The 12,697-nt window shown below is 72.9% G+C and carries 8 protein-coding genes and 3 pseudogenes; 6 read left to right on the plus strand and 5 right to left on the minus strand.

Annotated features, from left to right (window positions below):
* Positions 1-70 precede the first annotated feature (70 nt).
* Positions 71-1,108, plus strand: a complete 1,038-nt coding sequence (locus EAO71_RS04925) for an FAD-dependent oxidoreductase (RefSeq protein WP_147976538.1) — start codon at positions 71-73, stop codon at positions 1,106-1,108.
* A gap of 108 nt (positions 1,109-1,216) precedes the next feature.
* Here EAO71_RS04925 and EAO71_RS04930 read toward each other — a convergent pair whose 3' ends face one another.
* From EAO71_RS04930 to EAO71_RS04945, 4 genes and pseudogenes are all read right to left on the minus strand, one after another.
* Positions 1,217-1,519 (minus strand): hypothetical protein, encoded by a 303-nt coding sequence (locus tag EAO71_RS04930; protein ID WP_147976539.1) that lies wholly within the window; start codon positions 1,517-1,519, stop codon positions 1,217-1,219.
* A gap of 77 nt (positions 1,520-1,596) precedes the next feature.
* Entirely contained in the window at positions 1,597-3,261 is a 1,665-nt protein-coding gene (locus EAO71_RS04935; protein ID WP_147976540.1) for a BCCT family transporter, read from the minus strand.
* A 217-nt stretch (positions 3,262-3,478) separates the two neighbouring features.
* Positions 3,479-4,777: a M14 family metallopeptidase gene (locus tag EAO71_RS04940; RefSeq protein WP_147976656.1), complete on the minus strand. Its 1,299-nt coding sequence runs from the start codon at positions 4,775-4,777 to the stop codon at positions 3,479-3,481.
* Positions 4,774-5,352, minus strand: a pseudogene (locus EAO71_RS04945) (CocE/NonD family hydrolase C-terminal non-catalytic domain-containing protein); the annotation flags it as partial. The pseudogene EAO71_RS04945 and the gene EAO71_RS04940, both read right to left, overlap by 4 nt.
* Positions 5,353-5,509: 157 nt before the next feature.
* Between EAO71_RS04945 and EAO71_RS38560 the strand changes: the two are divergent.
* Positions 5,510-5,821, plus strand: a pseudogene (locus EAO71_RS38560) (CocE/NonD family hydrolase); the annotation flags it as partial.
* A gap of 42 nt (positions 5,822-5,863) precedes the next feature.
* Here EAO71_RS38560 and EAO71_RS04955 read toward each other — a convergent pair.
* Positions 5,864-7,108 (minus strand): annotated as a pseudogene (locus EAO71_RS04955) (CocE/NonD family hydrolase); the annotation flags it as partial.
* 191 nt (positions 7,109-7,299) lie between these two features.
* Here EAO71_RS04955 and EAO71_RS04960 point away from each other — a divergent pair.
* From EAO71_RS04960 to EAO71_RS04975, 4 genes are all read left to right on the plus strand, one after another.
* Positions 7,300-8,856, plus strand: coding sequence for a M1 family metallopeptidase (locus tag EAO71_RS04960; RefSeq protein ID WP_147976541.1), 1,557 nt, complete (start codon positions 7,300-7,302; stop codon positions 8,854-8,856).
* A gap of 95 nt (positions 8,857-8,951) precedes the next feature.
* Positions 8,952-9,962, plus strand: coding sequence for a DUF2228 domain-containing protein (locus EAO71_RS04965; protein ID WP_147976542.1), 1,011 nt, complete (start codon positions 8,952-8,954; stop codon positions 9,960-9,962).
* 262 nt (positions 9,963-10,224) lie between these two features.
* Positions 10,225-11,250: a LacI family DNA-binding transcriptional regulator gene (locus EAO71_RS04970; protein ID WP_147976543.1), complete on the plus strand. Its 1,026-nt coding sequence runs from the start codon at positions 10,225-10,227 to the stop codon at positions 11,248-11,250.
* Positions 11,251-11,493: 243 nt separating this feature from the next.
* Positions 11,494-12,697 (plus strand): ABC transporter substrate-binding protein (locus tag EAO71_RS04975; RefSeq protein WP_147976657.1); only part of this gene is annotated, 1,204 nt, incomplete at its 3' end.

Consider the following 12,697-nt stretch of genomic DNA (forward strand, 5'->3'; position numbering starts at 1 on the left):
CCACCGGGTACTCCGCCGCCCTTGCCCGGCACCGGCCCGCCCCGCCGGCTGGCCTAGGATTCATCTCCTGATGACTGCCACCCTCGTCGCCAAGGACCTCGCCGCCGGCCACGGCGAACGCTCCCTCTTCGCCGGCCTCGACCTCGTCGTCGCCCCCGGCGACGTGATCGTGGTGGGCGGCGGGGTCGTGGGTCTGACGACGGCGGTGACGCTGGCGGAGCGCGGCCGGCGGGTGCGGGTGTGGTCGCGGGATCCGGCCGGGGAGACGACCTCGGCCGTGGCGGGGGCGCTGTGGTGGCCGTACCGGATCGAACCGGTCGCCGACGCGGGCGACTGGGCGCTGGCCTCGCTGCGGGTCTACGAGGAGCTCGCGGGCGATCCGGAGTCGACGGGTGTACGGCTGGTGGCCGGGGTGCACGCGGACACGGTGCTCGACGGGCTCGGGGCCTGGGCCGAGGGGGTGACCGGACTGCGGCAGTTGACACCCGATCAGGTGCCGGGGCCGTACGACGTCGGGCTGGCCGCCCGGCTCCCGCTGATCGACATGCCGGTGCATCTCGCCTGTCTGCGAAGGCGCCTGGAGCAGGCCGGCGGCGTGTGGGAACGGCGCGCGGTGGCGGCCTTCGAGGAGGCGGCCGCCGAGGCCCCCGTGGTGGTGGACTGCGCCGGGCTCGGCGCGCGGGAGCTCGTACCGGACGGGCGACTGCTGCCGGTGCGCGGCCAGTTGGTCCTGGTGGAGAACCCCGGGATCACCGAGTGGTTCACGGCGGCCGACCCGGCGTCGAGCGAGACGACCTACTTCTTCCCGCAGCCCGGGCGGCTGGTCCTGGGCGGGACGGCGCAGGAGGGGGACGAGCGGCTCGAAGCGGATCCCGCGACGGCGGCGCGGATCGTCGAGCGGTGTGCGCGGATCAGGCCCGAGATCGCGGGGGCCAGGGTGCTGGGGCACCGGGTCGGACTGCGTCCCGCCCGTTCGGCGGGGGTGCGGATCACGGCGGAACGGCGTCCGGACGGCGGCCTCCTGGTGCACCACTACGGCCACGGCGGCGCGGGGGTGACGGTCGCCTGGGGCTGCGCCCGCAGGGCGGCGGACCTGGCCTGCGGCTGAGCCCTCCGGCCGCCGGACCTCCGAGCGCCGGACCCCGTCCCGACGGAGCCCCGGACACACCTCCGGCCCGCCCCGACGAGCGGGGCGGGCCGGAGGAACCGAGGAACGTCAGTTCCAGGGCTTGTGGTTGTCGTCCGCGTCGATGCAGTTGCGGATCTGTCGGTCGAGCGCGTCCGCCTGGCCACGGGCCTTGCGGGCCTCGGCGGTGGCGCCGAGGTGCTGGAGCTTGTCCGCCTTCGCGCGCAGGGCGTGGGAGTCCTTGCGCATCTTGTCGACGTTGCAGACGATCTTCTTGCCGGCCGCGGTCGCGGTCGGCGCCGTCACCGTCTGACCGAGCAGCAGGCCCCCGGCCAGCAGCGTGGTCGCGGTGAGGGCCGTCAGGGTGCGGCGCAGCGGCGTCGCGTACATCATGGAGCACTCCAACTTCCGGGCCGTGAAGGCCCGTTCGAGGCATGGTCAGTACCGGTCGGTAACCTTAACAAACGCGATCAAGGCGCTTCGCCCGAGGTACCGGCACCAGGCCCGATGCGCAGTTCGAAGTCTCCGTCGTACTGTTCGTGACCTGCGATGACGGCGAGCTCGACGACCTCCACGCCGACCTCGCCGCGCACGATCAGCGGGTCCTTGCGCAAATCCCGCATGAGAGCGACGCACATGCCGATCATCACGAGGACGAAGGGCGCGGCCGCCAGGATCGTGAGGTTCTGCAGGCCCGCCAGGGCGWCGCCCTGGCCGTCGCCGATGAGCAGCATGATGGCGGCCACCGCGCCGGTCACCACACCCCAGAACACGACGACGAGCCGGGCCGGTTCGAAGGAGCCGCGCTGCGAGAGCGTGCCCATGACGATCGAGGCGGCGTCCGCGCCCGACACGAAGAAGATGCCGACCAGGATCATCACGAGCAGGCTCATCACCCCGGTGAGCGGGAACTCCTGGAGGACGCCGAAGAGCTGGCCCTCGGGCGTGCTCTCGGCGGCCAGGTCGCCCTGCTCGCTCAGCTTCATCGCGGTGCCGCCGAAGATCGCGAACCAGACGAGACTGACCGTGCTGGGCACCAGGATCACGCCGCCCACGAACTGACGGATCGTCCGCCCCCGGCTGATCCGGGCGATGAACATGCCGACGAAGGGTGTCCAGGAGATCCACCAGGCCCAGTAGAAGACGGTCCAGCTGCCGAGCCAGTCGTGGATCATCTCTCCGCTGGTCGCCTCGGTCCGGCCGGCGAGCTGCGGCAGGTCGCCGATGTAGGCGGCGATGGAGGTGGGCAGCAGGTCCAGCACGACGATGGTGGGGCCGGCGATGAAGACGAAGACGGCCAGCACCAGCGCCAGCACCATGTTGATGTTGGAGAGCCACTGGATGCCCTTCTCCACACCGGAGACGGCCGACAGGACGAAGGCGAGGGTCAGGACGGCGATGATGCCGACGAGCAGGCCGGTCCCCGTCTTCTCCATCCACCCGAGCTCCTCGAAGCCGCTGCCGATCTGGAGCGCGCCGAGGCCGAGCGAGGCCGCCGAGCCGAACAGGGTGGCGAAGATGGCCAGGATGTCGATGACGCGGCCCGGTCCCCCGTAGGCCAGCCGCTCCCCCATGAGCGGGACGAAGACCGCGCTGACGGTCTGGCGGCGCCGTCTGCGGAAGGTGGAGTACGCGATGGCGAGGCCCACGACGGCGTAGATCGCCCAGGGGTGCAGCGTCCAGTGGAAGAGGGTGGTGGCCATCGCGGTCTGCATCCGCTCGGCCGAGTCGAGCGGACGGGTCCCGGGCGGCGGGGTCCCGTAGTGGGCCAGCGGCTCGCTCACACCGTAGAACATCAGGCCGATGCCCATGCCGGCGCTGAACATCATGGCGATCCAGGACACCGTACGGAACTCCGGGCCCTCGCCCTCCTGGCCCAGGGTGATCCGGCCGTAGCGACTGATGGCCAGCCACAGCGCGAACACGACGAAGCCGGAGGCGGCCAGCATGAACGCCCAGCCGCCGTTGCGGATCAACCCGTCCAGCAGCGAGCTGCTGACGCTCTCCAGGTTGTCCGTGGCGATGGCGCCCCACAGGACGAACGCCAGGGTCAGCACGGCGCTGACGCCGAACACGATCCGGTCGGTACGGGCACGCTGCCGGTGCGCGGGCAGGCCGGGAAGGTCCGCGGTCACCGCGCGGCCGTCCCGGCGCTCCCGGCCCTCCGGCGCCGGATCGTCCTTGCGGAACCCCCCGGACCCGCGGCCTCCCGGACCTTCCCCGCCGGCCCCTTCTCCGCGACCGTCCGGTCTCTGCTTGTCCTGCGACACAGGTGGCACCTTTCACGGCATTACGGGGCGAAAAGGATTCTCCCCGTAATGCAGTACCACAGGTGACGCCGAAGTCAGCGGATCAACAGACCTCCACCGCCTGACCGGTGGTGAGCCGGAAGGCGGCCCGGCCGTCCAGCAGCAGCGGGACCAGGGCCCGCTGCGACTGCCGCGACGGCACGAACCAGCCGTCCCCGTCCGGGCGGACGACGATTCCGTGCAGGGCCAACTCGTCGCCGAACCGGGCGTACTGGGCCCCGTCGAGGCGGTAGCCGCAGGGCGGGTCCCCGAGCACCTCGGCCGGCTCGGCGGGGTCGTTGTCGGCACCGCCGAGCAGGACCGGGCCGCGGTCGGCGAAGCCGGCGTGCCGGGCCGTCGCGGTGGCCGCCCCGATCGGCCCGCGCCGCTCGTCCGTGTACGCGAAGGAACCCTTCAGTGCCGCGAGTTGGGAGGCCACCCGGCGGCGCCGGTTGAGCGCCTCGTCGTCCTTCTCGGCGTCCGTCAGCGCGTCGACCCGGGTCTCGACGAGCAGACCGACGGAGTGCTTGACACCGGCCGTGTTGCGCAGGATCCGTTCCTGCCCGTCGCCGGCGACCTGCCGGATGGGGTGCCCGGTGAGGGGGTCGGTCCAGATCCCGTAGACGCCGGTGCCGAAGCCGGCGATCTCGGCCGCGGGCCGGACGTACGACTCCGCGAGCGTGCGGGCCTCGTCGTGGACCCGGGCGTCGGTGTTGAGGTTGCGCGGCCAGAGCGCGAGCAGGTCCCGGTCGTAGTACGGGGAGGTGGCGCCGTACTCGTGGAGGTCGTGGATCACCTCGGGGCGGCGGTCGCGGATCACGGCCGCCAGCGCCCGCGCCTCGGCCGACCGCAGCGCGAGGTGGTCGCGGTTGACGTCGATCCCGTCGGCGTTGCCCCGCGTGTCGGCAGCCCGGCCGTCCGGGTTCGCCGTGGGCACGACGAGGACGGTGGTGCGGGCGAGGAAGCCGAGGGTCGCCGGGTCCTTCGCGTACGCCAGGTCGCGCACCGTGGTCAGGCACGCCTCCCGGCCCGACGGCTCGTCACCGTGCTGGCTGCAGACCAGGAGCACGGTCAGGCCGGTACGGTGCGCGCCGACCGTGGCGAGCCGCAGCGGCCGGCCCTGTCCCGTCGTGCCGATCGTGCGCACCGAGACCCGGTCGCTGCCCCGGTCGACGGCGGCCAGGAAGTCCCGCTCCTCCGACTCGGTCGTCCAGGTCCCGCCGTGGCTCGCCTCGAAGCCGGTGCGGGGAGGCGGGGCGGCGGCCGCTCCGCCGGCGGCCTCGGCGGGAACGGTGACGAGGGGCAGGCCGACCGCGGCGGCGGTCACGGCGAGGCCGATGCGGCGACGGGTCCGGCCGTTCATCGTGCGGCGCCTCCGGGGATCGGGTGGCCCGCGCGGGGCGGGGCGGCCGGACCGGCCGACGGGGTGGCGGACGGCACCGGGCGCGGCACGGCACCGGCGTCCGCGGTGGCCCGGGCGAAGGCCCCGGCGCCGCCGACCAGCGGCAGCCTCGCGGTGGTCCGGGCGAGGTCGAGGGTGAGCGTCGGCGTGGTGGAGGGCGGGTCGAGCAGGTCCTTGTCGGTGCCGCCGACGATCAGCGCGAGCCGGTGCCCGGCAGGGACGACGTGGTCGGCCGAGGCCAGCTTCAGCGTGATCGTGTACGCGCGTCCCGGGGTCAGCGGGCGGCCCTCGCCGGGGTCGGCCCAGGTGCCGAGGTCCGCCCAGCCGCGGCTGACGACGGTGTGGGTGACGTCCGCCGTCCGCGCCCGGGTCTCCTTGAAGCAGGCGCTGTCCCCGTTCGTGCTCGCGCCCCAGCAACTGCGCTCGGTGAGCGTGGTGATGCCCTCGCCCGCCGCCGCGTAGTCCCGGATCGTGTCGGGGCCGAGGTCGACGAGGACGGCGGTCAGATGCGCGGTCCCCGTCGTCGGGGTGGTCGTTGGACGGGAACCACCAGGCCGCCGAGTCGGGTTCCTGCGCCGCGACACCGCCGTCGGGCGTGCGGTGCCAGGCGGTCCAGCCGCCGATCTTCACCTCGGAGGGCTTGCCCGCGTACCGCACGACGACCGAGATCGTCCGGTTCTTCTCCAGGGGCGCGGCCGGAGCTGGGACGGCACCATCGCCAACGGAGTCGCCGCCACCGGCGTCGAGGGCCTGGAGACGATCGTCCCGATCGGCGCGATCTCCTCCTGGTACGACTACTTCCACTCCCAGGGCGCCCCGCTCTACGACGCCAATCCCAGCTGGCTCTCCGACTACGTGGGCAGCGCCGAGGCCGGGGCGCAGGGTGGTGGTGACGGTGGCGCGCGGCGGCGCACCATCGCCAACGGAGTCGCCGCCACCGGCGTCGAGGGCCTGGAGACGATCGTCCCGATCGGCGCGATCTCCTCCTGGTACGACTACTTCCACTCCCAGGGCGCCCCGCTCTACGACGCCAATCCCAGCTGGCTCTCCGACTACGTGGGCAGCGCCGRGGCCGGGGCGCAGGGTGGTGGTGACGGTGGCGCGCGGCGGCCAGACGCGGTCGGTGGTCCAGCGGTCCGGGGCGCGCTCGATGTCGGCCATCGGCTCGCGGTCGACGCCGTTGTCGTAGCCGAGGAGGTAGTGGTCGAACCAGCGGTGCAGCGTGCGCACCCAGTCGGCGCGCCGGAAGTCGAAGGGGTCGACGTGGCCGGTCTGCGAGAGCCAGATCTTGCGCTCCACGCCGTGGGCGGCGAGGGCGTCCCACCACTGGCCGAACTGGTTGGCCCGGACGTTGAGGTCCTGCTGACCGTGCACGACGAAGACGCTGGCCCGCACCTTCGACGCGTCCGGGACGTAGTCGCGTTCGCTCCAGGCGGGGGTCCGGTCGCCGCTGTACGGCGTACCGGCGGTGATGCGCTCCTGGACGGCCGCGCACCGGCCCCTGGCCTCGGCGCTGCCCACGTAGTCGGAGAGCCAGCTGGGATTGGCGTCGTAGAGCGGGGCGCCCTGGGAGTGGAAGTAGTCGTACCAGGAGGAGATCGCGCCGATCGGGACGATCGTCTCCAGGCCCTCGACGCCGGTGGCGGCGACTCCGTTGGCGATGGTGCCGTCCCAGCTCTTGCCGATCATCCCGACCTTGCCGGTGGACCAGGCGGTGGCGCGGGAACGGGTGCCGCCGGTGCGGGTGGTGTAGCCGCGGGCGCGGCCGTTCAGCCAGTCGACGACCGCCTTGGCGGACTGGATGTCGGAGCGGCCGCCGACGTCGTCGCAGCCGTCGGAGCGGTTGGTGCCGGCGAGGTCGACGGCGACGAAGGCGTAGCCGCGCGGGACGAACCAGTTGTCGTAGAAGAGCGGGAACTGGACGGGGTTCCCGTCGGCGTCGTAGGTCTTCTTCTGGCCTTCGTTGCCGCGTCCGCAGCAGGAGTAGTACGGGCTGGCGTCCATCACGACCGGGATCCGCCGGCCGGCCGCGGCGGTCTCCCGGGGGCGGACGATGTCGACGGCGACCCGGTCCGCACGGCCGTCTGCGTCACCGTCGAGTCCGGTGTCGACCCACACCGACTCGCGGATCGCGTCGCCGTAGGAGTACACCGGCCGCGACTCCCGTGCGGGGGTGCCCGCACGGGCGCCGACGGCCGGGAGGAGCAGGGTCATCAGGGCGGCCGCGGTGGCCACGACCAGGGTTCTGCACGACGAACGGTTCCGACGGGTTCTCCGCACACGTATCGGCATGGGGCGGAACGTACCCCGGTCAACTCCTGAGCAAAAGAGTGCAGTCGAGGGCAGGAGGGTTCATGTCGGCCGAATGGCGATCGTGTGACGGGAGGTCCCGTGGACAGGACGGCGCGTCGGGGGTCTGATTACTGTCGCTAAGGACCGACGACCACCCGCGCGTCTTACGCTTCGTCACGTTTGGAGCTCCTGTGCACCGCAGAATCATCGTTCCGAGTGCCCTCGCGGCCTCGCTGCTGCTGGCGATCCCGGCATCCGCGGCCGACTACGTTCCGGGCGCCCCGGGCATCGGCGACTCCTACTACCCGGCCAGTGGGAACGGGGGCTACGACGTCTCCCACTACGACCTGCGCCTGACCTACCAGCCCGCCACGGACGTCCTGGAGGGCACGGCGACGATCCTCGCCACCACCCGGCAGAACCTCTCCCGCTTCAACCTCGACCTCGGACTGAAGGTCAGCGAGGTGCGGGTGAACGGGAAGAAGGCGGCGTTCACCACCTCCGGCGAGCAGGAGCTGGAGATCACTCCGGCCGCGCCCCTGGAGAAGAACCGGACGATCTCGGTCGTCGTGCGGTACGCGGGCAAGCCCTCCGAGGTGAAGATCGGCGGCTGGACCGCCTGGCACCGCACGCCCGACGGCGGTGTCGCGGCGCAGGAACCCGACTCGGCGGCCTGGTGGTTCCCGTCCAACGACCACCCCCTGGACAAGGCCACCTTCGACGTCTCGGTCGCGGTGCCGGACGGCACGCAGGCCATCAGCAACGGCGTGCTCCAGTCGCAGTCCTCCAAGCTCGGCTGGACCCGGTACAACTGGCGGTCCAACAAGCCGCAGGCGACGTATCTGGCCACCCTCGCCGTCGGCAAGTTCGACATCACGACCGACAGGACGGCGGGCGGGCTGCCCGTGCTCAACGCCTACAGCCGCGACCTCGGCGACAACGCGGGCGCGGCGCGGGCCAGCGTCGAGCGCACGGCCGAGGTCGCGGAGTGGCTGGAAGGGGTCTTCGGACCGTACCCCTTCAACGCGCTCGGCGGCTACGTGCCGAACGTGACGAGCGGCTACGCGCTGGAGACCCAGACCAGGCCGTTCTACAGCCCGCGGCAGTTCGCGAACGGCTCGAACGTGTCGGTGGTCGTGCACGAGCTGGCCCACCAGTGGTACGGCGACAGCGTCTCGGTCGACAACTGGAAGGACATCTGGGTCAACGAGGGCTTCGCCCGCTACAGCCAGTGGCTGTGGTCGGAGAAGGAGGGCGAGGGCACCGCCCAGGAGCTGGCGGACTACGTCTACGCGACCCGGTCCGCCGAGGACCCCTTCTGGACGGTCAAGCCCGGCGATCCGGGCCCGGACAACCAGTTCCACATCGCCGTCTACGACCGCGGGGCGCTGGCGCTGCAGGCACTGCGCAACGAGATCGGTGACGAGGACTTCTTCGCCGTGCTCAAGGGCTGGCCGACGGAGTTCGCCTACGGCAACGCCAGGGTCGGGGACTTCGTGGCGTACGCGGAGCGGATCTCGGGCCGGCCGCTCGCGGCGCTCTTCGACACCTGGCTGTACCAGCCGGTGAAGCCGGCCGCTCCGGCCGAGGCCGGCGCCGGGGCGACGCGGCAGGCCGCGGGCGCGCGGACGGACGGACGGTCCGCCGCGCCCGCACCGAAGCCGGTGCAGCCCCGGTCGTGGAAGAAGATCGCGGCGACGAACACGATCCACACGCACGAGGAGCACTCCGGTCACCCGGGCCACTGAGCCCGCTCCCGGGTCGCACCGGGATCGCCGCGCGGCCCCGCCCCCGCCCCCTCGTGGGGGCGGGGGCGGGGCGTGTCCGGACGCCCCCTAGGGTCATGTCCGGACACGAGACCAACGAGGGCGGTGGTGTGATGACCCGGGAGCGCTTCGGCGATCCGGAGGTACGGGAGGCCGCCGTGCGGCGGGTCGAGGCGGAGTGGGGGCTCGAGCTGCCGGACTCGTTCCTCGTCTTCCTGGACTTCCTGGACGGCCTCGACGACGCCGAGCGGCAGGCCCTCCGGGACCTGGACATCGCTCCGTGCGGAGTGAGCGACCTGTTCAGGGACCCCGGTGCCCGGCCCCGAGAGGGCGTCGACATCCGCGTGCACGGGCGGTACTACCGGGATCCGCCGGAGTTCCTCACCTTCCTGCACGGCGGGTCCGACGGGCTCCACTTCGGCCTCTGGTCGGACGACGGCCGCCGCTGCGCCGGCGTCGCCTCGTACTGGACGCACGACGGCGGCGGGATCGGGCGGCGGCACGCCACGCCCCTGGAGGCGGTGCGGTCCCGTATCGAGGGCGCGCACCGGGACCTCGCGGACTACGCGGCGGACGGCGACCCGGACGAGGTGGCGCGGCTCGCCGCGCTGGCGGGGCTGCGCACCGCACTGACCCGTTTCGAGACCGGGGAGCGCACCGAGACGGGGCTCGCCTACGCCCAGGCGTACGAGTACCACCGGCTGCCCGCGGACACCGCGCGGGTGACGACCCTGGACGAGGCCGGCGCCCTCGTGTCCGGGGAGACGGCGCACGGCCGTCCGCCGCACGGGGCGGCCGACCCCGACCGGTTCGAGACGTTCATGGACGAGCTGTTCGACGATCCGGCGGCCCTGCGGGCGGCGCACGCGGAGGCGCTGCGCCGGGCCGCGGCCGGTGACCCGGCGGAGGCCCTGGTGCTCGGCCGGGACCTGCACTGGGCCTCGTACGGCGTGCCGGAGCGCGAGGAGTACGCCCGCGAACTCCTGGCCGCCGCCTACCGGGAGCTCGACCGGCCCGCACTCGCGGAGATCGCCGCGGCCCACCACCGGCACCGGGCACTGCCGGACGTGGACGTGCTCCGGAGCTGAGGCCCGGGGGGACGACGTCGGAGGACGGCCCGGCGCCGTAGGGCCCAGCGCCGTACGGCCCAGCGCCGGCCGCGCCCCGGACCGGAGCCGGTCGTCCCGGTCGACCCGGCTCCACCTCGGCGGGGCCCGCCCGGCCGGACCCCGGACCGCGGGCGCGCACCCCTCCTTGAGAGCGCTTTCGCCGGGTGCCCTGCACGCCCCGGTCACCCGTTACGCTCATCCCTGTCAGCACCGTCATGCCTTGTGCCCGTGAGGAGCCACCGTGAGCGAACCGACGTCCGGGACGCGCCCCACCCTGGAAGCCGTCGCCGCGCACGCCGGAGTCTCCCGGGCGACGGTCTCCCGCGTCGTCAACGGCGGGGCGGGGGTCCGCGCGCCGCTCGTGGAGAAGGTCCGCAAGGCCGTCGAGGAGCTGGGCTACATCCCCAACCACGCCGCCCGCAGTCTGGTGACCCGGCGCAACGGGGCCGTGGCCGTGATCATCGCCGAGCCCGAGTTCCGGATCTTCTCGGACCCGTTCTTCGAGCAGCAGGTGCGGGGCATCAGCAGGGAACTCACCTCGTACGACGCCCAGTTGGTGCTGCTCTGGGTCGAGGGGCCGGGTGACCACGACCGGATCGCGCGCTATCTGGGCGGCGGCCACGTCGACGGGGCGCTCGCCTTCTCCCTGCACAACGACGACGACCTGCCCACGATCGTGCGGCGCGCCCAGGTCCCGACCGTGTACGGCGGCCGGCCCGGGTGGACGGGGCCGGCCGACGAGCCCGCGGTCGCGTACGTGGACTGCGACAACCGCGGCGGCGCGCGCAGCGCGGTGCGGCATCTGCGCTCGCTGGGCCGCCGGCGCGTCGCCCACATCACCGGCCCCCTCGACCAGACCTCCGCCATGGACCGGCTCGACGGCTACCGGGACGAACTGCCCGACGGCGACCCGGCGCTGGTGGCCGACGGGGCCTTCACCGAGGAGAGCGGCGCGCGGGCGATGGCCACGCTGCTGCTGCGCCGGCCCGACCTGGACGCGGTGTTCGCCGCCAACGACCTGATGGCCGCGGGCGCGCTGCGGGTCCTGCGCGAACAGGGCCGGCGGGTGCCCGAGGACGTGGCGCTGGTCGGCTTCGACGACATGCTCTCGGTGGTCGAGGGGACCGATCCGGCCCTCACGACGGTGCACCAGGACATCGAGGGCATGGGCCGGCTGATGGTCCGGCTCCTCATGCGCACGCTGGACGGCGAGGCGGCCGCGCCGGTGATCACGCCGACCGAGCTGATCCGCCGCGCCTCCGCGTAGGGGCCGCGGCGCAGGAGCCGCGGCGCCGTGCGGGAACCATGCCTCCGCCGACGCGCAGGAGCCGCGGCGCCGCGTAAGAAGGGTGAATCCCGGGCCGAACCGCCCGGGTACATCGAGCTGTTACGCGTTCGACTCTTGACGGGAACCGCACCGGGGAGGCACGCTCCAGACGCATTCCTGAGAGCGCTCTCAGAACGCTCTCCGGGCGCTCTCGACGGACCCCGAAGCCAAGGGAGGCTTCCCATGCCCACTGCCCGAGCCGCCAGCAGGGCCGCAGTCCGACTCGGTGCGGTCGTCCTCACCGGGGCGCTCCTCGCCGCCTGCGGATCCGGGGGATCCGACAGCGCCTCCGACGACGCGGGCGGCAAGGTGACGATCACCGTCGACCTGTTCGGCTCGTTCGGCTACAAGGAGGCCGGACTCTATGCCGCGTACGAGAAGGCGCACCCCGGCGTCACCATCAAGCAGACCGACACCGAGGACGAGCAGGACTACTGGAAGTCGCTGCAGACCCGGCTGGCCGGCGGCGGCGGACTCGCCGACGTCCAGGGCATCGAGGTGGGCCGGATCGCCTCCGTCACCCAGCAGCAGGCCGACAAGTTCGAGGACCTGAAGAAGTACGGCGCCGACAAGCTCCAGGGCGAGTTCGCCGGTGCCACCTGGTCCGCGGCGACGACCAAGGACGGCAAGGTGCTCGGTCTGGGCACCGACGTCGGCCCCGAGGCCATGTGCTACCGCAGCGACCTGTTCAAGCAGGCCGGCCTGCCGACCGACCGCGCGGAGCTGGCGCAGAAGTGGTCCACGTGGGAGGGCTACCTGGCGCTCGGCAAGCAGTACAAGGCCAAGGCCCCGGCGAAGAGCGCCTGGCTGGACAGCGTCGGCAGCCTCTACACCGTCATGGTGGGGCAGCAGAAGGAGCGGTACTACGACGCCTCCGGCAAGCTGATCTACGCCGACAACCCGGCCGTGAAGACGGCCTGGGAGACCGCGACGGGGGCGGCGAAGGACGGCCTGAGCGCCAAGCTCGACCAGTGGTCCCCGCAGTGGAACCAGGCGTTCTCCGCCGGCTCCTTCGCCACGCTGCCCTGCCCCGCGTGGATGCTCGGCTACATCAAGGGCCAGGCCGGTGACGCCGGCAAGGGCAAGTGGGACATCGCCGCGCTGCCCGGTGGCGCCGGCAACTGGGGCGGCTCCTTCCTGGCCGTCCCGCGCGCGGCCAAGCACAAGAAGGAGGCGTACGAGCTGATCCAGTGGCTCACCGCCCCCGCCCAGCAGGCGGCGCTCTTCAAGAAGCAGGGCAACTTCCCGTCCTCCACCGGCGCCATCGCCGAGGTCGCGACGGCGACGGACCCCTACTTCTCGGGCGCGCCGATCGGCCAGATCTTCGGCGACGCGGCCAAGGCCGCCCCGGTGCAGGTGCTCGGCGTCCACGACAAGAACGTCGCCG

The organism is Streptomyces sp. MS191, assembly GCF_008042125.1.
In the GTDB taxonomy this organism is placed as follows: domain Bacteria; phylum Actinomycetota; class Actinomycetes; order Streptomycetales; family Streptomycetaceae; genus Streptomyces.

Coding starts and splice junctions, on each gene's coding strand:
- EAO71_RS04940 (WP_147976656.1), bottom strand. CDS start 4,777: ATGAACGGCCGGACCCGTCGCCGCATCGGCCTCGCCGTGACCGCCGCC.
- EAO71_RS04925 (WP_147976538.1), top strand. CDS start 71: ATGACTGCCACCCTCGTCGCCAAGGACCTCGCCGCCGGCCACGGCGAA.
- EAO71_RS04930 (WP_147976539.1), bottom strand. CDS start 1,519: ATGATGTACGCGACGCCGCTGCGCCGCACCCTGACGGCCCTCACCGCG.
- EAO71_RS04965 (WP_147976542.1), top strand. CDS start 8,952: ATGTCCGGACACGAGACCAACGAGGGCGGTGGTGTGATGACCCGGGAG.